Source organism: Sphingobium sp. C100 (assembly GCF_000508185.1).
Taxonomy (GTDB): Bacteria; Pseudomonadota; Alphaproteobacteria; order Sphingomonadales; family Sphingomonadaceae; genus Sphingobium.
The window spans coordinates 11,762-33,739 of record NZ_AYOY01000162.1 but is presented as its reverse complement, the minus strand read 5'-3'; the positions used below and the strand labels follow the sequence as shown (position 1 = coordinate 33,739).

Here is a 21,978-nt window from a genome sequence, read left to right as displayed (position 1 = left end):
GGCGGCAAGGCGCCGGTTCCCGCCGCGCTTTCGCTGCTCACGCGCCAAGGGCCGGGATATTCGGCCGCGCGCACGGCATAGCCGTCCATCGCCGACAGGTCAGTCCAGGGTTGGTCGCGCAGCGCGACCAGATCGCGCGCCAGCCAGCGCCCGACCGCTTGAGCGACCGGGACGGTCTCGGTCGGCAAGCGGTTGGCCAGAGCGAACAGGCGAGCCTGCGCCTCGGCGACCGGGAGCAGGGTCATGGCGTGCGAACCCAGTCGCCCGACTTGCCGCCGCTCTTGGCGATCAGGCGGACGTCGCCGATGACCATGGCCTTGTCGAGCGCCTTGGCCATGTCATAGACGGTCAGCAGCGCAACTGTCGCAGCAGTCAGCGCCTCCATTTCCACCCCAGTCTGGCCGGAGGTCCGGGCGGTGGCGGTGACGCTGACGCCGTCGTCATGCAGGTCGAAATCGACGGTGACGGCGCTGAGCGTGATCGGGTGGCAAAGCGGGATGAGGTCGGCGGTGCGCTTGGCCGCCATGATGCCCGCGACCCGCGCAACGGCGAGCACATCGCCCTTCTTGACGAGGCCGGCGGCGATCGCGCTGGCGGCCTCGGCGCTCATGCCGATGCGACCGGCGGCGACGGCCTCGCGCGCAGTGACGGACTTGGCCGACACATCGACCATGCGCGCCGCGCCATCCTTGTCCAGATGGGTGAGGCCGGTCATGCCCCGGTCAGCAGATTGCGGGTGGCCGCTTCGACATCGCCTTGGCGCATCAGCGTTTCGCCGACCAGGAAGCAGCGCACGCCATGGTCGGCCATTGCAACAAGGTCGGTATGGCCGGTGAGGCCGCTTTCGGCGACGAAGGTGCAGCCTTCCGGCGCTTTGCCCACGAGATCATAGGTGCGGGCGAAATCGACGCTGAAGTCGCGCAGGTCGCGATTATTCACCCCGATCAGGCGGGAGCGCAGCGCGAGTGCGCGGTCCAGTTCCGCTTCGTCATGCACCTCGATCAGGGCGTCCATGCCCAGGCCGAGCGCGGCATCCTCAATCTCCTGCATCTGGCCGTCATCCAGCGCGGCGACGATGATGAGAATCGCGTCGGCGCCAAGCGCGCGGCTTTCCAGCACCTGCCAGGGGTCGACGAGGAAATCCTTGCGCAGCACCGGCAGGGCGCACGCCGACCGGGCGGCCTTCAGATAATCGTCATGGCCCTGGAAATAAGGTTCGTCTGTCAGGACCGACAGGCAGGCCGCGCCGCCTGCGGCATAAGCGCGGGCATGGGCCGGCGGATCGAAGTCGGCGCGGATCAGGCCCTTGGACGGGCTCGCCTTCTTCACCTCGGCGATCAGGCCGAAACCCGACAGCGCGGCGGCGTCCAGCGCCTTGCGGAAACCGCGCGGCGGCGTCTGCTCGCTGGCGCGGGCATGGAGCGCGGCGACGGAGGTCGCAGCCTTGCGGCGCGCGACATCCTCACGCTTATAATCGCATATCTCGATCAGCTTGTTGGTCATTGAAAGGCAATCCAGCAATTCAGAAGGGCGTTGGCAAGGCCGCGGTCGATGGTCTCGGCCGCTTCCTCCACCCCTTCGCGCAGGTCGGCGGCAGCGTCGGCCACGACCAGCGCGACGGCGGCGTTCAGCAGCACCGCATCGCGATAGGCGCCCGGCTCCCCTTGCAGCAGCGCGCGCAGGGCGGCGGCATTATGGGCGGCGTCCCCGCCGCGGATCGCCGCGACCGGCCGGGTCGAGAGGCCGAGTTCGGCGGCGGTCAGGCGATGCATCGCGACCAGATCATGGTCTTTCACTTCGGCCAGATCATTGCCGCCAGCGAGGGACAGTTCGTCCAGTCCTTCGTCGCCCGATACGATCATCGCCCGGTCGACGCCCAGTTCCGCCAGCGCCTCGGCATAGATGGGGACATAGGCGGGTCGGGCGATGCCGACCAGCTGCCGCCGGACATTGGCGGGATTGGCGAGCGGTCCCATCAGGTTGAAAATGGTGCGTTCGCCGATCGCCTTGCGGATCGGGCCAAGGCGCTTGAGCGCAGGATGATAATTTTGCGCGAAGAGGAAGCAGATGCCAAGGTCGGCGAGCGTCGCTTCGGCGGTCGCGGCGGCGCGGTCGAGGTTCAGGCCCAGCGCTTCGAGCGTATCGGCGGCGCCAGCCTTGGACGATGCGGCGCGGTTGCCATGTTTGGCGACCGGAACGCCGGCGGCCGCCACGACCAGGCTGACAGCGGTCGAGACATTGAGCGTATGATGGCCATCGCCCCCGGTGCCGCAGACGTCGATTGCACCCGCTGGCGCGGCGACCGGGATCATCCGGGCGCGCATGGCGCGGGCGGCTGCGGCGATTTCCGTCGCGGTCTCGCCACGCCGTGCCATGGTGACCAGGAAGGCGGCGATGGCGCTTTCCGGCAGGTCGGCGTCGAACAGCAGGTCGAACGCCTGAGCGGCGGCTTCGCGGGAAAGCGGGATCGAAGGATCGGGCAAGCTGGTCATCGCGCCTGCCTTAGGCGGTGGAAGGCCGGGGAGTCGAGGGGGCGAATGGCTTTCAGGCGGCCGCGCGCGCGTGGACCGGCAGGCCGGCGATACGCAGGAAGTTCGCCAGCATGTCATGGCCATGGTCGGTGGCAATGCTTTCCGGGTGGAACTGGACCGAATGGATCGGCAGCGTCGCGTGGCGAAAGCCCATGACGGATCCGTCCTCGCTGCGGGCGTTGACCAGCAGGCTGTCGGGAATATCCTCCACGATCAGCGAATGATAGCGAGTCGCTGTGAAGGGCAAGGGCAGGCCTGAAAACAAGCCGGTGCCGTCATGGGTGACTGGCGAGGTCTTGCCGTGCATCAATCCCCCACGCACCACCTTGCCGCCGAAATGCTGACCGATCGCCTGATGCCCCAGACACACCCCCAGCAGCGGCGCGCCCGCATCGGCGCAAGCGGCCACGAGGTCCAGGCTGACCCCGGCTTCGTTGGGCGTGCAGGGGCCGGGCGAAAGCAGGAAGGCCTTGGCCCCGCTGGACAGCGCCTGCCCGGCTGAAATGGCGTCGTTGCGGACGACCTCCACCTGCGCGCCCAGTTCCATCAGATAATGGACGAGGTTCCAGGTGAAGCTGTCATAATTGTCGATGACCAGGATCATGGGACAGGGCTTTAGCGCCGGATTGGCGCGGGGGGAAGTGGGGAGGGCGAACGTCGACTGCCTCCCGATTCGTCACGCGGGTTCCCAGCGGAAAAGCTCGATACTTGTCCCGACCGATTCGCCCGCCGCATCGAAGCGGCGCTCGGCGATGCTCCCCCGCCCATCGCGGTCGATGGCGATGATGCTGCTGCACCGGGTGCCATAAAGCGGATTACGAATGAATATGGGCGACGCGGCCGCTTCGTCCGGGGCATCGGAGGGCGAAGCCGGAGTGATGCCGGCCTCGGGCAATTGTTCCTGCCTTAGGGCGTCGAACAATTGCTCCGGATGCTCCGCCGCCCCCGTCAGCCAGGCGAGCAGGTCGGCCTTGAGCGCGAGCGTTTTGGGCCAGGGGGCATCCAGCGCCCCGTTGGACAGGCCGTAGAGGCCCGGCGTCAAGGCGGTGCGGAAGGGCTCTGGGCGGTTGGTCATGAAACGGGCTGCATCGCGTTCGACCAGGATCAGGTTGAACGGGTTGAAATCGTCAAGGTCGGCGCCATCGGCATAGCGGCCCGTGCCCGCCAGCAGATCCGTCACCAGCGCGCCGCGGGAGGTGCGATCGGACCGAGGGCCGCCATAGCCGCGCAAATTGGTGACGATGGCGGCGCGTCCGGCTTCCGCCACACCAAGCCAAGTGCCGCCTGATTGCAGATCGCGCCCAGCGATCAGGCCGGGCCGGTCCTGCCACCGCGCCAGCGGGGTGGCGGGCCGGCCATGATATTCGTCGCGATTGCCGATCAGCACCAATTGCCAGCGCGGATGCGCGTTCCACGCCATCGCCATGATGCACATCGTTCATGCCTCCTTCTTCGGCCCCGCTGCGTTGGCGCTCGCAGATAGGAATGCGGAGGATTGAGCGCCATATGCCACGCCCGATCTCGCTGCCTTTTTCCCCGCAGCCATTGCCTGCCATGACGAACCGACATCAACTCGGCGCGCAGGTGGAGGCCGACAGGGAACCAAGGCCGATGTCGCGGCTTCCTTTCTCGCCCTGTGGCAGAGGAGGATGATATGGCGAAGGACGAATATACCGATGCGATCGCGTTGCTGAAGGCAGATCATCGGACGGTCGAGGATCTGTTCGAGAAGTTCGAGCAGGCGAGCGGATCAGCGCGCAAGCGGGACATCGCCCAGAAAATCTGCATGGAACTGAAGATCCACACGATGATCGAGGAGGAAATCTTCTATCCGGCCTTCCGCGGCAAGATCGAGGACGACACGCTCGACGAAGCCTATGTGGAGCATGACGGCGCCAAGGTGCTGGTCAACGACATTGAAGCCGGGTCGCCGGAGGATGATTTCTACGACGCAAAGGTCACCGTGTTGTCGGAAGAAATCAAGCATCATGTCCATGAAGAGGAGATGCCGTCCAAGGGCATGTTCGCTCAATGCCGCAAGACCGATGTCGACCTGGTGGCGCTGCGGGACCAGATGCTCGCGCGCAAGACCGAACTGATGGCGCAGGCAAAGGCGGGCGGCCTTCCTGCGGCGAAGCCCAGCGCGGTCAACCTGATCGCGGCCTGACGCGGCCCTCCAGCGAATGGCTTGAAAAACCTGTCGCTTGGGGCCATATGACGGATGCCGGGTTCGCCCGGCTATGGTGATAAATTGTGTCGCGTAATAGACGCAGCGGACCCGGGGGCAGTACCCGGCGGTTCCACCACATGCCTCGTTCCGGGTCACAAGGCTGGACGGGGTGTCTGACGGGGCCGAACTAGGATCGACGTGTGTTCAAAGGCGATATTTTTACCCGGCCCGAGTAAGCCGTGAAACTGTTCAAAACTCATAAGTGCCAACGATAACGAAGCACTCGCCATTGCAGCGTAACTGAGGGCCTCACGGCCTGACGTTACTCTAAAATAGCGCGGTTGAACCCACCGGGCAACAGAAGGGAATTCAGCGGCCCCCGGAGGCGCCGGGCAACAGAAGCCTCCGGACTTTCCATCCTGTATCGTCATCCATGCGGCCGTCAAACGGCGTGTGCTGCGGATTTTTCGCGATTCGACTCAGTGCGATAAACAGCGAACGCATTAGGTTGCGTTTTTATGACATAATCGCGTAATATCTCTAACTCATTGAAAAACATATAAAGAAAATGGTGGCGCAAGGCTTCTTCAAGGCTTGCGCATTTGTCATCTAAATGAAATACTTCTGGTTATATTAGAAGGTTTTTTTTAGGAGAAAAATAATGAAAAAGGTCGCTGCCCTTATGAGTCTGGCGCTGGTGGCCATGGTGCCGGGCATCGCTCAGGCGGCGCCTGAAGATGTCGTGGTCCTGGGTGTGCCTGATGGCAATCTCGCCGCCAAGGCTTTGATGTCCGGCCAGTTCGCTGCTGCTCTGGATCGGCTGGAGCCGATGTGGCCGGATGGGGCCAATGACCCGGCCCGCCTCATCAATCTTGGCAATGCCTATGCCGGCGCGGGTCGCATGATGCAGGCGCGCGAAGCATATCGTTCCGCACGTTTCGCCCCGGAAATGACGCTGGTCCTGGCGAATGGCAATGAGGAATCGTCCCGTGCTGTAGCGCGACGGGCCATGAGCCGCCTCAGCCCGAGTTACGCTTCACGCTAGGACATTATGCTGATGGGCCTGGGCAGCCTTGACGCCATGCCATCAAATTTTACGGGCTTCGGAAGCAAATGCTGCCATGTGTGCAGGGGAGAAGGAGGGGCGTCATCTCATAGGGGTGACGCCCTTTTCCGTGCGCTCGACGGCCGATGTCTTTGATATGAAACATAAGTCATAAAATATACATATAATAGACGCTCTGTTGTCATGAAATCGGAATGAGCCTGTCATTTCTGACCCCTAGTTGCCCCGGAAGAGGGCGACAGGGGGCGTTGTCCGATTCGAATTTCCCCTGCGCTCCGCAGTTCAACAACGCCGGCAAAGCCGGAGCGGAGATGACATGGCCAAGATTAACCGTATCCACACGATCCTGATGGCGAGCTGCGCCTGTGTCGGGCTGAGCGCCTGCGGCGCGGACGACATCGCTTCGCCGGGCGAAGGCACGATCGTCATCCCGACGCCGACGCCGACCCCCACGCCTACTCCGACGCCGACTCCCACGCCGACGCCGACTCCCACAGCGGTCACCCCGGCTGACGAGTGCCCGGCCATCGCTGGCCCCAATCAGTTGAATGAGATCGGCACCATCACAGACGGCACCAACACCTGGCTCAATTGCGCTTTCCCGACGCGCTTCACCGCGACGACTGCGATCGCCAAGGCTGCCGGCGTGATCTATTCGCTGCCCGGCCGCGTCGATGTCGGCACCGACCAGGGCGCTGCGAGCACCAACACCGATGTCACGCTGAATATCGATCCGGGCGTGGTCGTGTTCGCCAGCACAGGTAATGCTTACCTTGCCGTCAACCGCGGTAACAAAATCAATGCCGTCGGTTCGGCTTCCGCGCCGATCATCTTCACCAGCCGTGAAAATGTCACCGGCGCCGCAACCGACCAGTCGTCGGGTCAGTGGGGCGGCATCGTGCTGCTCGGCCGTGCCAAAATCACCGACTGCCAGGCGCCGGCCGCTGCGCCAGGCACTACCGCTTGCGAACGCGACACCGAAGGCACGAGCAATGCCCTCTATGGTGGTGCCAACGACGCCGACAGCTCGGGTAAGATGAGCTATGTCCAGATCCGTTATTCGGGCTTCGTGCTCGCCGACGGCAAGGAACTGCAGGGCCTGACCCCGTCGGGCGTCGGCACCGGCACCGTCATCGACCATATCCAGGTTCATAACAGTTCGGACGACGGCATCGAAACCTTCGGTGGCTCGGTCAACTATAAGTATCTGGTATTCACCGGCAACGAAGACGACAATCTCGACACCGACGTCGGCTTCCGCGGTACCGCGCAGTTCGTCATTTCGGTGCAGCGCGAAGGCAACAATATCGGCGACACCTTCCTCGAGACCGACTCGAACGGTTCCGCGACTAACAGCAACGCCAGCGAAGACGCGCTGCCCCGCCAGTATCTGAAGGTTGCCAACTTCACCCACATCCAGCGTTCGAACACCGGTGACGACGGTGCGTCGATGCTGCTGCGCGGCGGCGCCGACCTGGCGCTGGTCAACGGCATCATCGTCAGCCCCAACCAGAGCTGCCTGCGCATCAACAGCGCCGCGACCGTTCGCGACGCCGACACGACACTTCAGGATGCCGGCAAGCCGCGCTACATCTCAGTCGTGATGCAGTGCAACAGCGAACCGTTCAAGGGCACGGGCGGCGTCGATGTCGCGACCGTCAAGTCGATCTTCGAAGCGGGCGCCAACAGCACCATCAGCTATACCCCGTCGCTGACCAGCCTGTTCATCAACGGCGCGACCGAAACGGGCGTGACCGCCGTCGATCCCAAGACCATCGACAGCGCCTTCACCACCACTGCTTATATCGGCGCGGTGAAGGACAGCAGCGACACCTGGTATGCCGGCTGGACCTGCAACTCGGTGACCGCCAGCTTCGGCAGCACGAGCGGCAACTGCACGGCCATTCCGACCGCCTGATAGGCACCTGACCTCAATAGGGGCGGGGGAGCGTTAACCGACGCTTCCCCGCCTTCTTGCTCAGAATCATCCCAAGGGGGACCCCTAGCATGTCGAAGCCGCTGACCTTGGCGCGCCTGCTCCTGATTTCCACCGCGCTGGTCGCTCCTGTGGCGATGGCGCAGACAGACACCTCTTCCGCGCCCGCCGGTGATGCCGGCATGTCGACCACGCCCAGTGCCGCCGATGAAGCGGCTGATCAATCGGGCGATGTCGATGTTTCCATCCCCGGTTCCGACATCGTCGTTACCGGCCGCCGCAACAGCAATATCTCCAAGGCGGCGCCGCAGGTCGTGAACGTCTTGTCCGCGGCCGACATCAAGCGCACGGGCGAAGGCGACATCGCCGGCTCGCTGCAACGCGTGACCGGCCTGTCGGTTGTGTCGGGCGGCTATGTTTACGTTCGTGGCCTTGGCGACCGCTATTCGCTGGCGTTGCTCAACGGTTCGCCGCTGCCCAGCCCCGAGCCGCTCAAGCGCGTGGTTCCCCTCGATATCTTCCCGACGAGCGTCATCGCCTCGACTCTGGTTCAGAAGAGCTTTTCCGCTAACTTCCCCGGTGAATTCGGTGGCGGCGTGATCAACCTCACGACCAAGGCCATTCCGACCGAATCCTATCTGGAAATCGGCGTGGGCAGCTCGGCCAATACTGAAACGTCCGGGCAACTGGGCTATACCTATTATGGTAGCAAGTCGGACTGGACCGGCTTCGACGACAGTTCGCGCGACGTTCCGCCGCTGCTTAAAAATGCGTTCGGTGCGGGCGTGCCCTTCGCCAATATCGATCGTTCCGATCAGCAGGCGATCATGATGCAGTTTCTGAACAGCAAGACGTCGGTGCTTCAGCGCACCAACAGCCTGCCGTTCAACTTCTCCGGTTCGCTCAACGCCGGCACCGCGTTCGATGTCGGCAGTGATGCGCGCCTGGGCATCATCGCCACCGCCGGATACAGCAACAAGTGGCGCACGCGCGACAACCTTCAGCAGGCATCGCTCACCGTGTCGGAAGGCGCGGGCAAGAGTTCCGATCAGGTTATCACCGACAATCAGGTGACCGTGAACGGCCTGCTCGGTTTCGGCCTGGAGTGGGGCGAACAGAAGCTGCGCTGGACCAACCTCTACATCCGCGACACGCTCAAGCGCGCATCGCTGGCGGTCGGCCAGAATGACGGCCAGATCCAGGGTGCGGATTATATGACGCAGCAGACCGCCTGGTATGAGCGGCAGCTGATAGACACCCAGTTCGTCGGCGAATTCAAGTTCGATGACGCGCTGAGCCTCGACCTGCGCGGCGGTTACGCCAATTCGCAACGCGAAGCGCCTTATGAGCGCGAGTTCGTCTATGTCCGCAGCAATCGCGACCTCGACATCGACCCGGTCGGCGATCGCTTCGTCAATGCGCTGAACCGCCAGCGCGGCGACGCTTCGGTGACTTTCAGCGACCTTAATGAGGATCTGTGGTCGGGCGGGGCGGACCTGAGCTACAAGGTTGCGCCCAACTTCGTCGTGACGGCCGGCTATGCCTATACCGACACGAAGCGAACCTCGTCGCGTTACGAACTGCATTTCGATGCGACCAACCTGCCGATCGCGGTGCAGCAGTTGCGTCCCGACTATCTGCTGTCGGACGCCACCATCCAGCTTTACGATCTGGGCCTGCTCGACTTTTCAGGCAATTATCCGGTCTATGACGCCGCGTTGCGCGTTCATGCCGGCTATGGCCAAGTGAAGGCGGAACTGTTCCCCGGTCTCAGCATCGATGCCGGCGTTCGCTATGAAAGCGGCAACCAGTCGGTGACGGGCGTGGATGTCTATTCCACCGGTGAAACGCCATTCCAGCAGATCAAGAATGACTACTGGTTGCCGGCCGTTACGCTGACTTTCGACGCAGGTGGCGGGCTCCAGTTCCGTGCATCGGGTTCAAAGACGCTCGCCCGTCCGCAGTTCCGCGAACTGATCGCGCAGCCCTTCATCGACACCGAGTCTAACCGCTTCTATCGCGGCAACCCGTTCCTGAAGGACAGCGAACTGTGGAATGCGGAAGTCCGCGCCGAATATTATATGGGTCGTGACGAGCGGCTGACGGCGTCGGCCTTCTACAAGAAGATCGACAATCCGATCGAAACCTACACCACCATCACCGACACCTATGCGGTGACGACCAGCTTCGCCAACGCGCCCGAAGCAACGCTCTATGGTTTCGAAGTGGAAGCGCAGAAATATATCCCGCTCGACGGGATGGACTCGGCTTTCTTCCAGAGCCGCCGCGTCGTGCTGATCGGCAACTATACCTACACCCAGTCGGAACTGAAGGTGAGCGAGGGCGACACGACCATTCCATACACCTACACGACCGGCGACCTGCCGGCCGCGTCGGACTATTTCATGGACGGCGCGCCGCTTACGGGTCAGTCCGATCATCTGGTCAATCTCCAGATCGGTCTGGAGGACACGGACAAGCTGTCGCAGCAGACACTGCTGCTCAGCTATGCCAGCCCTCGCGTCACCAGCCGCGGTCCTAACCTTCAGCCCGACATCAAGGAAAAGCCGGGCCTGACGCTGGACTTCGTTGCGCGTCAGGGCATCACCCTGCCGGGCGGGATCAACAGCGAACTGAAGTTTGAAGCCCGCAACATCGCGGGTCGCAAATATCAGGAATTCCAGGAAGACGGCGGCAACAAGGTCTTTTATAACCGCTACAAGATCGGCACGACCATCGCGGCGTCGCTGACCGTGGCGTTCTGATCGACCGGGAATAAAGGCTTTCTCAAAGGTCTTTCACCAGCGCGGCCGGCCCATTTTCGTGGGCCGGCCGTTCTGATTCTGGAACGATATTCAATAACCGCGCGTCATGCTACACAATCGGGCCTCGCTCGAACGTCAACGGAGAGAGCATGGGACGCGAGATCGAACTGAAGCTCGACCTGTCGGAAGAAGCGGCGGGACGTTTTGCGCGATGGGATGCACTGCCCGACAGAGAGGATGTCGCACGTCTGCGCGCCATATATTTTGACACGCCCGACGGACAATTGGCGGACAAGGGGCTGAGCTTGCGCATCCGCCAGTCGGGCCGACGCCGCATTCAGACCGTGAAGGGCGAGGGATCAGCGGGGGGCGGACTGTTCGCGCGACAGGAATGGGAACGGCCGGTCCGGTCGCTGACCCCCGTGCTCGATAGCAAAACACCCATAGCGCAAGCACTTGGCGAGGCAGCAGCCCAGATCGAACCGCTGTTCGAGACGGATGTCGAGCGGATGCGATGGGTGTTGAAGGAAGGCGAGGCGCAGGTTGAAGTCGCGCTGGATCGCGGCGCCGTGCGCGCAGGCGAACGTGAAGCGCCCTTGTGTGAAGTGGAACTGGAATTGATCTCCGGCCCGCCCGCCGCGCTATTTGCGATTGCCCGCCGCATCGATGGGGCAATGCCGGTACGGCCTGGCGTTCTGAGTAAATCGGAACGCGGCTATCTTTTGCGCGAGTCGATGAAAAACGCGGTGAAGACCGAACCGATCGCACTTGATCCGTCCATGCCCATCGGGGACGCCTTTGTGCGGATAGCGAGCGCTTGCCTGCGTCATTATCGACGCAACGAGGCGCTGCTGCTGCATCATTATGAGGAGCGCGCGCTGCATCAGGCGCGGGTCGCCATCCGGCGCCTGCGGAGCGCACTGACGTTGTTCCGCCCCTTCCTGCTGGAAAGCGATGTCGCGCGTTTCCAGCAGGAACTGCGCTGGCTGGCCGGCATGTTGGGCGAGGCGCGCGATCTGGATGTGCTGAACGGACGGCTGGCGGATGCCGCCGCCCGCGAGACATTGGCCGACGCGCGGGAGCAAAGTCACGCGCGGGTGATCGAGTGGATCAACTCGGCGCGGGTCCGCGCGCTGTTGCTCGACCTTGCCGAGTGGCTGGCATTGGGCGCCGGTTGCGGTGGCGCGGACACCCCGATCGCGGATTTCGCCGGCGCGCGTTTGCAGCGGCTGCACAAGCGCGTCGTCAACCATGGCCGGAAGATGAAGACGCTCTCGCCCGAGGCGCGCCATAAGGTTCGAAAAGATGCGAAAAAACTGCGTTATGGCGCTGAATTCTTTGTGGGATTATACCGCGATAAAAAGCATGAACGGGCGCGTCGCACTTATGTTGGTGCATTGAAGGGTCTTCAGGATGAACTCGGCGATCTGAACGATCTGGCTACGGCACCGGTGTTGTTCGCGCGCTATGACCTGGCGGCGGACACGCCGCTCGGTCTCCGATCCGCAAAATATCTGCTTAAAAAGGCCGAGAAAGCACATGATCGGCTCGCGGAAGCCCATCCCTTCTGGCGCTGACGATCAACCCCAGGGGCGTTCCCGATACCATTTGGTGATGACGTGCTTCACCCCGCTGCGGACCTTCATCCCATGGTGGAGGCTGGCGGGATTGGGTTCGCCGGGTGCGATCCGGTTGTTCCAGGCGAGCAGTTTGCCGGTTTCGGGCTGGACTGTTTTGCCGATTTTCGTGAATCGGGTGGCGCCCCCGGCGGCCGGTTCGTTGAGATAGATCATCAGCGTCCAGGTGCGATTGCCCGCGACCGAACAATAATGGGCATAGTCGGCGCCTTTTGGGTCGAAATAGTCCGTATGGGCCTTGAATTCCTGGCCTACAGCATAGCGCTGCCCCTGAATGGGCTCGCCATGGATCGTCGCGATGCCAGCGAACGCATCGAGCCGCGCGTTGAGCGCCGCCACAAACGGGTCGCTATGATCAAGGTCGCAGGTTTCGCTGGTGCGGAAATAGCCGTCGCCATTATCGTCGGCAATGGTGGAAGGGCGCCGCTCCGCATCGATTCGCTCGATCACGCGCACGCATTCCTCAGTCGAAAGGAAGTTGCGCCGGATGAAAAGGGTCAATTCCTTGCTCGGCACGCGCTGAACGCGGGGATGCGCCGCGATCCAGGCAGGATCGGCATCGGTTCCAGCGGGCGCGGCACGGTCGGCGGTCTGAACGGTCATCACATATCCTCGTATGAAGATGCGGCTAAGACGTCGCAATTCGCGTCTTTCAGCCGCAGAAATGCACACCATGCAAGCATGTCATATTATTGACATATAATTGTCATTCAGGAGTAAGATCGCCTCCCTAGCAGGCTGTCGAAATAGGGGGGCGTGTTCAACACATGCGGGTGCCGTTTAGCGACAGGGTGGACAGTTGGCGGCGCGCGCAGCGTCCGGCGCTGCGTGCATTCAACTGGCTGGGACTGTTCGAGAAGGGGTTGTTGGTTCTCCTCGCCCTGATGCTGGTCCGGCTTGTCTGGGCGATCGTGACCCCGCTCGGCAGTTTTGGCCCATGGGAGGGGCGGCAAGCGCAGATACTGTCGCCATCCGCCCGTCAGGCGCTGTTCGCCAGCTTCGATCCTTTCTTCCGCGCAAATGCACCGCAACAAGGCGGCGGCGTCGTCACCTCGCTGGCGTTGACGGTCTATGGCATCCGCCTGAATGAAGGGTCGGGCTTGGGATCGGCGATCATCGCGACCCCGGACGGCATACAGAATAGTTTTGCTGTGGGCGATGAAATCCTGCCAGGCGTCGTCCTGAAAGCCGTCGCCTTCGATCATGTGACGATCGACCGGGGTGGGGTGGAGGAGCAGGCCTTCCTCGACCAGTCGACCCCGGCGGCCGAGGACGCCCCGCCGGCCGCAAATGACGGCTGGAACAGCGCTGCGCCGCCGCCGTCGTCCCAGCCGGCTCCGGGGACGGGGCTGACCGCCGACCTGCTGAAGCGCGATATCGGTTTTGCGCCCCGGATGCAGGATGGTCGGGTTACCGGCCTAGTGGTCGCGGCCAAAGGGCCTGGCTTTGCCAATGCAGGCTTCCGGCCCGGCGACATAGTGACCCAGATCAACGGCCAGCCGGTCGGCGATCTTCAAAGCATCCAGAACCAGATCGCGCCCGGTGCGCGCCTTTCCCTGACCGTCGAGCGCGGCGCCGCCGTCGCCTCGGTCAACCTTATAGTGCAAGGCCAATGACCCGCAAATTGCTCCTTTCCGCCGCCATGGCCCTCGCGCTCGCGGCGCCGATCGCCAGTCCCGTCCAGGCCCAACAGACGCTCAACGTCCGCGACGCCGACATTCGCGCTTTCATACAGGATGCGGCGCGGGTCACGGGACGCACTTTCATCATCGACAACAAGGTGCAGGGGAAGGTGTCGGTCGTGACCGACCGGCCCCTGTCACGGTCCGAATATTTCGAGATTTTCCTCTCGACCCTTCGCGCCAACGGCCTGGTCGCGGTGCCCGCGCCAGGCGGCGCCTACCGCATCCAGCCAGTCGATGGCGCGGCCGGGCAACCGAGCGGCGTCGGCCGCGCCGCCAATCGCAACAGCTTCGTGACCGAAGTGTTCCGCCTGCGTTCGATCGATGCGGCAAGCGCGCTGGAAACGCTGCGCCCGCTGGTCAGCAAGGAAGGCTCCGTCACCGCCAATCGGGCCGGCAACAGCGTGGTCGTGGCCGACTATGCCGATAATGTTTCGCGAATTCGCCAGGTGATCGCCCGAATCGATCGCGACACGGCGGCGACCCAGATGGTGGCGCTCAAAAATGCCGGCGCGCGCGAGATCGCGACGTCGCTCCAGGCGCTGGTGTCGAGCGGCGGCGGCGAAAATGCCGCTCCCTCCGCCGCGACAGTGGTGCCGATCGACAGCAGCAATTCGGTGGCTATCCGGGGCGATGCCGGCACCGTCGCGCGCCTCGCGAACATGGCGCGCGAGTTGGACCGGCAGGCGGCGAGCGGCACGGAAATCCGCGTCTACTGGCTGGAACATGCCGATGCCGAAAAACTGCTGCCGGTGTTGCAACAGCTGGTGGGACAATCCACTAACGAACCTGTCACATCCTCGACCCCGGCATCGGGTGGGCAGGGCGGAGCGCCTGCCGCGCAGGCCGCCGCGCCCGTGGCTGCGGCATCCTCCTCATCCTCTTCGGGCGCTGGTATCAATACGCGTGGCCCGGCGATCGTGACCCGCTATGAAGGCGCCAACGCGATCATCGTTGCAGCCAATAGCGACGTGCAGCGGATGCTGGGTGAAACGATCCGCCAGATCGATACCCGCCGCGAACAGGTGCTGGTCGAAGCGATCATCGTCGAGATCAGCGATGCGGCCGCCAAGAAGCTGGGCGTGCAGTTCCTGATCGGCAGCACCAAGACCGGCTTTGCCGCGACCAACTATTCCAACGCTTCGCCCAATCTGCTGACCCTGGCAGGGGCCTATGGCGCCAACCAGCTTGGCACGACCAAGACGACGGTGGTGGCGGCCGATGGTTCCACGACCACGACCGAGACGCAGACCAACACCGACCTGGCCAGCACGCTCCAGCAGGCGGCGGTGAGCAGCCTGCAAAGCGCAACCGGCGCGATCGGCGCGCTGGGCGGCAGCATCGGCAACAACGGCATTTTCGGCGCGATCATCAACGCGGTGAAGTCCGACACGGAAAGCAACCTGCTCTCCACGCCATCGGTCATGACGCTGGATAATCAGAAGGCCTCGATCCTGGTCGGTCAGCAGGTGCCGGTGACCACCGGCGAAGCGCTCAGCCAGAATTTCGACAACCAGTTCCGCACCGTCCAGCGGCAGGATGTCGGCATCAAGCTTGAGGTGAAGCCGCAGATCAACACCGGTGGCGCCATCAAACTGTTCCTGCGGCAGGAAGTGTCGAGCGTTGCCGGGCCGGTCAGCAACAGCAACAGCGACCTCATCATCAACAAGCGGGAGATTGAAACGACCGTGACGGTCGATGATGGCGAAATTCTGGCGCTTGGCGGCCTGCTCGATGATAATGAGCGCAAGACGATCGAGCGCATTCCGCTTCTGTCCGACATTCCGGGCATCGGCGAACTGTTCAAGTCGCGCAGCAGGAGCCGGACCAAGACCAACCTGATGGTCTTCATTCGTCCGACCATTTTGCGGTCGAAGGAAGATGCGCAGAAGCTGACCCAGCAGCGCTATGGCTATGTTCGCGGAATGCAATTGCGGCGTAATCCCGACTCCGAACCGACCATCGATGAACTGGTGCGCGATTACATGGGCGCTGCCCCGCCGATTGCTCCGGCGCAGCCCGGCGACATGATGGTGGAACCGCAGGGATCGGTCTCGCCCGAACTGATCGAACCCACGATGCGCCAGTCGAGCGGCGTGGTGCGCCCGGTCGAAATCCCCGCCAGTGGAGAGCAGCGATGAGCGAAACGGATATGGGCGACGTCATTTCGCCGGTCGTCCCATCGCGCCCCATCGATATTCCCTACGTATTTGCGCGCAAACATGGCGTCGTGCTGCTGCCGCAGGAGGGAGAAAGGCTGATCATCGCGGTGCGCGAAGGCAGCGACCCCCGCGTCCTGCTGGAGGTCCGGCGACATCTGGCGCGCAGTTTCGATGTCCGCTTCGTCGAACCGGCCCAGTTCGACAAGCATCTGTCCAACCATTATGCGATGGAGGGCAGCGCCGCCGCGATGGCGGGATCGCTGGAGGTCGGCGCGGACGAACTGGACATATTGGCCGCCGATATTCCGACCGCCGACGATTTGCTCGACAGCGCGGACGACGCGCCCGCCATTCGCCTGATCAACGGCATCATCGCCGAAGCCGCGCGGCAGGGCGTGTCGGACATCCACATCGAACCCTATGAAACGGGGCTGGTCGTACGCATGCGCGTGGACGGCGTCCTGCGTGAGACGCTGCGGATGCCGCCGCACGTCGCACCGGTGGTGGTCAGCCGCATCAAGGTCATGGCGCGGCTCGATATTGCCGAACGGCGCGTGCCGCAGGATGGGCGCATCGGCCTGACCCTGGGCGGCAAATTGCTGGACGTGCGCGTTTCGACCTTGCCCAGTCGGGCGGGCGAGCGGGTGGTGCTGCGTATTCTCGACAAGGAGAATGCGGGCATGAACCTTGATCTGCTGGGCATGACGGGCGCGCCTGACCGCATTTTCCGTGAAGGGCTGTCCGAACCCAACGGGATCATCCTGGTTACTGGCCCGACCGGCTCGGGCAAGACGACCACGCTCTATGCGGGCCTGCGCCAGTTGAACGACGGCAGTCGAAATATCCTGACCGTCGAAGATCCGGTCGAATATGCGATCGAGGGCGTGGGTCAGACCCAGGTGAACGCCAAAGTCGGCCTGACCTTCGCCGCTGGGCTGCGCGCCATCCTGCGTCAGGATCCCGATGTAGTGATGGTCGGCGAAATCCGTGACCGCGAAACGGCGGAGATCGCCGTGCAGGCGTCGCTGACGGGCCATCTCGTGCTCTCCACTGTCCACACCAATGATGCGGTCGGCGCGATCACCCGTATGCGCGATATGCGGGTGGAGCCGTTCCTGCTCGCATCGACCTTGCGCGCGGTGATTGCCCAGCGCCTCGTTCGCCGCCTTTGCCAACATTGCCGCGAACCGGTCCAGGCCGACAAATCGGCCAGCGCGCTGCTGGGCTTTGACCCCGGCACCATCATCTATCGCGCGCGCGGCTGCGACGAATGTAGCGGCACCGGCTATAAAGGCCGGATCGGCGTGTTCGAAGCGATCCGCGTGGATGACACCATCCGTCGCCTCATCAATGATGGCGGCGACGAATCGCTGATCGCGCGCCATGCCTTCCTGAACGCGCCCAACCTGGGATCGGCGGCTCGCGCGCTGGTGCGCGATGGCCAGACCACGGCGGAGGAAGCCATTCGCGTGTCGCGTAGGGATGCGATAGAGGCGGAAACCATTGCCGATGGCTGATTTCGACTATGTGGCGATCGATCCGGCCGGCCGCGAACGATCGGGCAAGGTCAAGGCCGATACGGTCGAGGATGCGCGCGCCAAATTGGACGCGCGCAAGCTGTTTATCGTGCAGTTGGAGGCCGGCGCGGGCAAGGCCACGCGCAAGCGGTCGGGCATGGCGCTGCGCAGCCCGCGCCTCAGTCCCAAGGAACTGACGCTTTTCACCCGGCAACTCGCGACGCTGACGCAAGTCAGTCCGCTGGAGGAATCGCTGCGCACCATCGGGCGGCAGAGCGAGCAGGATCATGTCCGCGCGATCGTAGGCAAGGTGCATGGCGGCGTGCTGGAAGGCCGACGCCTGGCCGACGCGCTAGGCGCTGAACCCAAAAGCTTCCCGCCGCTCTACCGCGCGATGATCTCGGCCGGTGAAAGTTCCGGCAGCCTTCCGACCATCATGGAGCGGCTGTCGGACCTGATGGAACGCCAGGCTGTGATCCGGTCCAAGGTGCTGACCGCGATCGCCTATCCCTCGGTGCTCGCGACCTTTGCCGTGTGCGTCGTCGCCGCGTTGATGATCTTCGTGGTGCCCAAGGTGGTGGAGCAGTTCGATACGGTGGGGCAGGAACTGCCCTTGCTGACGCGACTGGTGATGGCGGTCTCGGCGTTCCTTGCAGGCTATTGGTGGCTGTTGCTGATCCTGATCGCGCTTTCGGCTTTCGGCTTCTGGCGCGCGCTCAAAGTGGAAAGCTTCCGCTATCGCTTCGACGCGATACTATTGGGCCTGCCAGTGCTCGGCCGGCTGATCCGCGACTTGCACGCTGCGCGGATGGCGCGCACGCTTTCGACCATGGTGGCGAGTCGCCTGCCGCTGATGGAGGGTTTGACGCTGACCGCCAGCACGGTTCACAACCGCGTGCTGCGCAAGGCATCGGATGAGATTGTCGAGGCCATTCGCGGTGGCGGCAGTCTCTCTGCCGCGCTGCGCCGTGCCGGTGTTTTCCCGCCGCTGCTGGTCTATCTGGCGGCCAGCGGCGAAAGTGCGGGTCGGCTCGACACGATGCTGGAACGCGCCGCCGACTATCTGGAGCGGGAGTTTGACAGTTTCACCTCGACCGCACTTGCCATGCTGGAACCGATCATCATCATATTGATGGGCGGCATCGTCGCCGTCATCATCCTGTCCATTCTGCTGCCGATCCTGCAGCTGCAAAGCCTCACCGGGGCTTGAAGGAGTCTATATGCGTAAGATCCTGTCCCTCCGCCATGCCCGCGAAAGCGCGGAACCGTTGCCCGATCAAGCCCCGGCTGCCGCTGTGCGGGAACTGGACCCCCGCCCGCGCGCAGGCGATGAAAAGCAGGCGCGTCGGGCCGCCGAACAGGGCTTCACCCTGGTTGAACTGATGGTCGTCATCGTCATCATCGGCCTGTTGGCGACGATCGTGGCGATCAACGTCATCCCCGCCACCGACACCGCCCGCGTGGAAAAGGCGAAGGCCGACATTTCGACCATCGAACAGGCGCTTGAACAATATCGGCTGGACAACCTGACCTATCCGTCCTCCAGCGACGGCTTGCAGGCGCTGCTGAACCCACCCGCGTCGCTGGCGCAACCACAGCGCTACCGCCGGGGCGGCTATATCAAGAAGCTGCCGAACGACCCGTGGGGCCGTGCCTATCTCTACACCGTGCCGGGCCGCAAGGGCGCGTTTGATATCAGCTCGCTGGGCGCCGATGGCCAGCCGGGCGGCGAGAATGAGAATGCCGACATCACGTCCAGCGATCTCTGATCGCGCGCAGGCACGATTTACGAAGCCCTCACGGCGTTCCGCCCAACAGGGCTTCACGTCCGTGTCGCGTTCCGCCCAACAGGGCTTCACGCTGTTGGAACTGATGGTCGTGCTGACGATCATCGGCTTCATTTCGGCTGCCGTCGTGCTCGCCATCCCTGACCCCAGGGGCCGGGTGATAGAGGATGCCGACCGCTTCGCCGCGCGCGTGGCCGCCGCGCGCGACGAAGCGGTCGTCACCGCTCGCCCCGTCGGGCTGTGGGTCTCGGCGTCCGGCTATGGTTTCCAGCGTCGCGAGGGCGGGCAATGGAGCCCGATCGAGGAAAGGCCGTTCGTCACCACCAACTGGAAAGCCGGCACCCGAGCCCAGGTCGGCAAGGACGGGCGGTTGCAGATCGGCTTCGATGGCACGGGCTTGCCGACCGATCCCCTCGTCGTGACTCTGGCGCGCGAGGGTGAGCGGGTGTCCGTGACCATCGACATGGCGGGAAAGGTGATGGTCGGTGGCTAGGCGCGAGGCTGGATTCACGCTGCTCGAAATGCTGGTTGCGCTGGCGGTCTTCAGCCTCGCCGCGCTGGCGCTGGTGCGCTTGCAGGGCGTGACCCTGCGCACCGCCGCGGACCTCGACAGCAAGGCGCTGGGTCAGATTGTCGCACGCAACCTGATGGTCGAGGTGCAGACCGATCCGATCCCACCTTCGGTTGGCCAGGATGATGGCAATATCGAAAATGGCGGGCGGCGCTGGCACTGGACCCGGATAGTCAAGCCGACCGATGACCGGCGTCTGCTCCAGGTCGATCTGACCGTCGAGGGGCAGCCGAGTGCGTCGCCCGTGGTGCTCAGTTTCGTGCGGGTGGTGGAATGACCGCGCGCGTGCATCGACAACAAGCAAATATTATGTCTTCGGGCAGCTCCGCCGGACACGGCTATACGCCTTCGGGCAGCTCCGCCGAACACGGCTTCACGCCTTCGGAGCGCTCCGCCGAACACGGCTTCACGCCTTCGGAGCGCTCCGCCGAACACGGCTTCACGCTGATCGAACTGCTCGTATCCTTGATGATCTTCGCCATGCTCGCGGCGGCCGGGGTGCTGCTGCTTGGCAACAGTGTTTCCGCGCAGGCGCAGATCAAGGCGCGGCTTGACGACATGGCGGCGGTGCAGCGGGCCGGTGGCGCGCTCGCTGGCGACCTGGGCCAGGCGGTGCCGCGCATTACCCGGACCGAAGCGGGAACGCTCGCGCCCGCCTTCTGGGCGCACGACGAAGGGGAATCGCTGCCGGTGATGCAATTTGTGCGGGGCGGCTGGGACAATTTGGGCGATCTGCCGCGTCCGTCGTTGCAAAAGGTTGAATATTGGGTGCGACAGGGGCGGCTGGAGCGGCGCACTTATGCCCAGCTCGACGGCGCGGCGGGCGATGATCCCGCGGCGCTGCTGGAGCATGTCGAGGAGGTCAAGCTGCGCTTTCGCGACGCGCAGGGCAAATGGCGCGACGACTGGACGCCCGGCCAGCCCGACCTGCTGCCCAAAGCCGTCGAGATGACCGTGACGCGCACCGGCGAGGCGCCTGTGATGATGCGCTTCCTGGTCGCGCCCGGCCCTGCGGAAAAGCTGGAAGGGGCGGAAGGGGCAGTCGGTGGCTGATCCGCGCAAACCAAGCGAAGCGGGCGCCGCGCTGTTGACCGTGCTGCTGCTGGTGGCGGTGATGGCGGTCGTCGCCTCCACTGCGCTGGAACGGGTGGCGCTGGCGACACGCATGACCGGCAATGGCGGCGCGGTCGATCAGGCACGCGCCTATGCCGATGCGGGCACGGAAATGGCGCGGCTGCGGATCAACGACCTCGTCGAAACCAATCCGGCGAAAATCACGCTGGCTGGCGGCTGGATGGGCACGCCCCAGGCCATTCCCGTGCCTGGCGGCATCGCGACCGTCCGGGTGACGGACGGCGGCAATTGCTTCAACCTCAACAGCGTCGTCAGCGGCGAGAGCGAAGCCGCGTTGAAGGTCCGGCCGATCGGTGTGTCGCAGTTTCAGGGCTTGCTCGAGACGCTGGGCGTCGATGCGCGGCAGGCGGCGGCGGCGGCGGCAAGCCTGGCCGACTGGATCGACAGCGACAGCGTCCCCCAGCCGGGCGGCGCCGAAGATGAAACCTATATCGGCATGGACCGGCCCTATCGTGCCGCCAACCGCATGATGGTGGACCCCAGCGAGTTGCGCGCGGTGGCCGGCGTCACGCCCGCCATCTACGATCTGGTGATACCGTGGGTTTGTGCCTTGCCCGTCACGGACCTGTCGCCGATCAACATCAATACACTGCTGCCGGACCAGGCGCCGCTGTTCGCCATGTTGCTGCCGGGTCAGTTGAGCGTCGGCCAGGCACGGCAATTGCTGGCGCAGCGGCCTGAGGAGGGCTACGGCAGCACCGTGAACTTCTGGAAGCTGCCTTCGCTCGTCGGCCTGTCGCCGATGACCGAAGTCGCTGAGCAAGTGAAGTTGAAGACGGGATTTTTTGGAGTGAATGTTTCGGTGGATGTCGGGGGAACGCAGGTGGCGGAGCGGGCGCTGATCGACGCGCGGCAAAGCCCGGCGATACTGGTGCGGCGCAACTGGGGCGGGGGCGCATGAGCAGCCGCGACGCCCTCATCATCTTTTTGCCCGAAGGGGCGGATGTGGCGCCGCGCTGGATGCGGGTGGTCGATGGCGCATTGATCCAGTCCGGCGAAGGCGCCAACTGGCTGGCGGCG

General features: G+C 63.8%; 20 protein-coding genes, 1 other RNA gene and 1 pseudogene. 15 read left to right on the top strand and 7 right to left on the bottom strand.

Annotated elements, in window-relative coordinates:
- The 6 genes and pseudogenes from C100_RS0124960 to C100_RS39845 all read right to left on the bottom strand — a co-directional run.
- Window positions 1-245, bottom strand: a pseudogene (locus C100_RS0124960) (molybdopterin molybdenumtransferase MoeA); the annotation flags it as partial.
- On the bottom strand, window positions 242-715 hold the full coding sequence (moaC, locus tag C100_RS39865; RefSeq protein WP_024020721.1) for a cyclic pyranopterin monophosphate synthase MoaC: 474 nt from the start codon (window positions 713-715) through the stop codon (window positions 242-244). The pseudogene C100_RS0124960 and the gene moaC, both read right to left, overlap by 4 nt.
- The gene (gene trpC, locus C100_RS39860; protein WP_024020720.1) at window positions 712-1,503 is read right to left on the bottom strand and encodes an indole-3-glycerol phosphate synthase TrpC; all 792 of its coding nucleotides are present in this window, start codon (window positions 1,501-1,503) and stop codon (window positions 712-714) included. The genes moaC and trpC overlap by 4 nt, the downstream gene beginning before the upstream one ends.
- On the bottom strand, window positions 1,500-2,492 hold the full coding sequence (trpD, locus tag C100_RS39855) for an anthranilate phosphoribosyltransferase (protein WP_024020719.1): 993 nt from the start codon (window positions 2,490-2,492) through the stop codon (window positions 1,500-1,502). The genes trpC and trpD overlap by 4 nt, the downstream gene beginning before the upstream one ends.
- Before the next feature lie 52 nt (window positions 2,493-2,544).
- Complete coding sequence (locus C100_RS39850; protein ID WP_024020718.1) at window positions 2,545-3,135, bottom strand: anthranilate synthase component II; 591 nt, start codon at window positions 3,133-3,135, stop codon at window positions 2,545-2,547.
- Window positions 3,136-3,207: 72 nt separating this feature from the next.
- Window positions 3,208-3,966, bottom strand: coding sequence for an NRDE family protein (locus tag C100_RS39845; RefSeq protein ID WP_024020717.1), 759 nt, complete (start codon window positions 3,964-3,966; stop codon window positions 3,208-3,210).
- A 219-nt stretch (window positions 3,967-4,185) separates the two neighbouring features.
- On the opposite strand from C100_RS39845, the gene C100_RS39840 reads away from it, so the two are divergent.
- The 6 genes from C100_RS39840 to C100_RS39820 all read left to right on the top strand — a co-directional run bounded on the left by C100_RS39840 (window position 4,186) and on the right by C100_RS39820 (window position 12,045).
- Window positions 4,186-4,698, top strand: coding sequence for a hemerythrin domain-containing protein (locus C100_RS39840; protein ID WP_024020716.1), 513 nt, complete (start codon window positions 4,186-4,188; stop codon window positions 4,696-4,698).
- A 17-nt stretch (window positions 4,699-4,715) separates the two neighbouring features.
- Window positions 4,716-5,073: a transfer-messenger RNA gene (ssrA, locus tag C100_RS47945) on the top strand.
- A gap of 289 nt (window positions 5,074-5,362) precedes the next feature.
- Window positions 5,363-5,746: a hypothetical protein gene (locus C100_RS39835; protein WP_024020715.1), complete on the top strand. Its 384-nt coding sequence runs from the start codon at window positions 5,363-5,365 to the stop codon at window positions 5,744-5,746.
- 337 nt (window positions 5,747-6,083) lie between these two features.
- Complete coding sequence (locus C100_RS39830) at window positions 6,084-7,685, top strand: hypothetical protein (protein ID WP_024020714.1); 1,602 nt, start codon at window positions 6,084-6,086, stop codon at window positions 7,683-7,685.
- A gap of 89 nt (window positions 7,686-7,774) precedes the next feature.
- Window positions 7,775-10,468 (top strand): TonB-dependent receptor domain-containing protein, encoded by a 2,694-nt coding sequence (locus tag C100_RS39825; RefSeq protein ID WP_024020713.1) that lies wholly within the window; start codon window positions 7,775-7,777, stop codon window positions 10,466-10,468.
- Between the two features lie 149 nt (window positions 10,469-10,617).
- Entirely contained in the window at window positions 10,618-12,045 is a 1,428-nt protein-coding gene (locus C100_RS39820; RefSeq protein WP_024020712.1) for a CYTH and CHAD domain-containing protein, read from the top strand.
- Window positions 12,046-12,048: 3 nt separating this feature from the next.
- Here the strand turns inward: C100_RS39820 and C100_RS39815 are convergent, their stop codons facing one another.
- The gene (locus tag C100_RS39815; RefSeq protein WP_024020711.1) at window positions 12,049-12,708 is read right to left on the bottom strand and encodes a prolyl hydroxylase family protein; all 660 of its coding nucleotides are present in this window, start codon (window positions 12,706-12,708) and stop codon (window positions 12,049-12,051) included.
- Between the two features lie 164 nt (window positions 12,709-12,872).
- On the opposite strand from C100_RS39815, the gene C100_RS39810 reads away from it, so the two are divergent.
- The 9 genes from C100_RS39810 to gspK all read left to right on the top strand — a co-directional run bounded on the left by C100_RS39810 (window position 12,873) and on the right by gspK (window position 21,859).
- The gene (locus C100_RS39810; RefSeq protein ID WP_024020710.1) at window positions 12,873-13,721 is read left to right on the top strand and encodes a type II secretion system protein N; all 849 of its coding nucleotides are present in this window, start codon (window positions 12,873-12,875) and stop codon (window positions 13,719-13,721) included.
- Entirely contained in the window at window positions 13,718-15,928 is a 2,211-nt protein-coding gene (gene gspD, locus C100_RS39805) for a type II secretion system secretin GspD (protein ID WP_024020709.1), read from the top strand. Before C100_RS39810 ends, gspD begins: the two co-directional genes overlap by 4 nt.
- A complete protein-coding gene (gene gspE / locus C100_RS39800) occupies window positions 15,925-17,466 on the top strand; it encodes a type II secretion system ATPase GspE (RefSeq protein ID WP_024020708.1) in 1,542 nt (513 codons plus the stop codon). Before gspD ends, gspE begins: the two co-directional genes overlap by 4 nt.
- The gene (gene gspF / locus C100_RS39795; protein ID WP_024020707.1) at window positions 17,459-18,676 is read left to right on the top strand and encodes a type II secretion system inner membrane protein GspF; all 1,218 of its coding nucleotides are present in this window, start codon (window positions 17,459-17,461) and stop codon (window positions 18,674-18,676) included. Before gspE ends, gspF begins: the two co-directional genes overlap by 8 nt.
- 10 nt (window positions 18,677-18,686) lie before the next feature.
- Window positions 18,687-19,235, top strand: a complete 549-nt coding sequence (gspG, locus tag C100_RS39790; RefSeq protein WP_024020706.1) for a type II secretion system major pseudopilin GspG — start codon at window positions 18,687-18,689, stop codon at window positions 19,233-19,235.
- A gap of 61 nt (window positions 19,236-19,296) precedes the next feature.
- Window positions 19,297-19,746 (top strand): GspH/FimT family pseudopilin, encoded by a 450-nt coding sequence (locus C100_RS0124955; RefSeq protein ID WP_152536490.1) that lies wholly within the window; start codon window positions 19,297-19,299, stop codon window positions 19,744-19,746.
- Complete coding sequence (gspI, locus tag C100_RS39785; protein WP_024020704.1) at window positions 19,739-20,101, top strand: type II secretion system minor pseudopilin GspI; 363 nt, start codon at window positions 19,739-19,741, stop codon at window positions 20,099-20,101. The genes C100_RS0124955 and gspI overlap by 8 nt, the downstream gene beginning before the upstream one ends.
- A gap of 32 nt (window positions 20,102-20,133) precedes the next feature.
- The gene (gspJ, locus tag C100_RS39780) at window positions 20,134-20,877 is read left to right on the top strand and encodes a type II secretion system minor pseudopilin GspJ (protein ID WP_024020703.1); all 744 of its coding nucleotides are present in this window, start codon (window positions 20,134-20,136) and stop codon (window positions 20,875-20,877) included.
- Complete coding sequence (gene gspK, locus C100_RS39775) at window positions 20,870-21,859, top strand: type II secretion system minor pseudopilin GspK (RefSeq protein ID WP_024020702.1); 990 nt, start codon at window positions 20,870-20,872, stop codon at window positions 21,857-21,859. The genes gspJ and gspK overlap by 8 nt, the downstream gene beginning before the upstream one ends.
- Window positions 21,860-21,978 lie beyond the last annotated feature (119 nt).

What these genes read in the sequence shown, in the direction of transcription:
- C100_RS39825 (WP_024020713.1), top strand. Translation starts at nt 7,775, where the DNA reads ATGTCGAAGCCGCTGACCTTGGCGCGCCTGCTCCTGATTTCCACCGCG.
- C100_RS39815 (WP_024020711.1), bottom strand. Translation starts at nt 12,708, where the DNA reads ATGACCGTTCAGACCGCCGACCGTGCCGCGCCCGCTGGAACCGATGCC.
- gspF (WP_024020707.1), top strand. Translation starts at nt 17,459, where the DNA reads ATGGCTGATTTCGACTATGTGGCGATCGATCCGGCCGGCCGCGAACGA.
- C100_RS39835 (WP_024020715.1), top strand. Translation starts at nt 5,363, where the DNA reads ATGAAAAAGGTCGCTGCCCTTATGAGTCTGGCGCTGGTGGCCATGGTG.
- gspJ (WP_024020703.1), top strand. Translation starts at nt 20,134, where the DNA reads ATGTCTTCGGGCAGCTCCGCCGGACACGGCTATACGCCTTCGGGCAGC.
- C100_RS39845 (WP_024020717.1), bottom strand. Translation starts at nt 3,966, where the DNA reads ATGTGCATCATGGCGATGGCGTGGAACGCGCATCCGCGCTGGCAATTG.
- C100_RS39830 (WP_024020714.1), top strand. Translation starts at nt 6,084, where the DNA reads ATGGCCAAGATTAACCGTATCCACACGATCCTGATGGCGAGCTGCGCC.
- C100_RS39850 (WP_024020718.1), bottom strand. Translation starts at nt 3,135, where the DNA reads ATGATCCTGGTCATCGACAATTATGACAGCTTCACCTGGAACCTCGTC.
- trpC (WP_024020720.1), bottom strand. Translation starts at nt 1,503, where the DNA reads ATGACCAACAAGCTGATCGAGATATGCGATTATAAGCGTGAGGATGTC.
- moaC (WP_024020721.1), bottom strand. Translation starts at nt 715, where the DNA reads ATGACCGGCCTCACCCATCTGGACAAGGATGGCGCGGCGCGCATGGTC.
- C100_RS39840 (WP_024020716.1), top strand. Translation starts at nt 4,186, where the DNA reads ATGGCGAAGGACGAATATACCGATGCGATCGCGTTGCTGAAGGCAGAT.
- gspG (WP_024020706.1), top strand. Translation starts at nt 18,687, where the DNA reads ATGCGTAAGATCCTGTCCCTCCGCCATGCCCGCGAAAGCGCGGAACCG.
- gspD (WP_024020709.1), top strand. Translation starts at nt 13,718, where the DNA reads ATGACCCGCAAATTGCTCCTTTCCGCCGCCATGGCCCTCGCGCTCGCG.
- trpD (WP_024020719.1), bottom strand. Translation starts at nt 2,492, where the DNA reads ATGACCAGCTTGCCCGATCCTTCGATCCCGCTTTCCCGCGAAGCCGCC.
- gspE (WP_024020708.1), top strand. Translation starts at nt 15,925, where the DNA reads ATGAGCGAAACGGATATGGGCGACGTCATTTCGCCGGTCGTCCCATCG.
- C100_RS39820 (WP_024020712.1), top strand. Translation starts at nt 10,618, where the DNA reads ATGGGACGCGAGATCGAACTGAAGCTCGACCTGTCGGAAGAAGCGGCG.
- C100_RS39810 (WP_024020710.1), top strand. Translation starts at nt 12,873, where the DNA reads ATGCGGGTGCCGTTTAGCGACAGGGTGGACAGTTGGCGGCGCGCGCAG.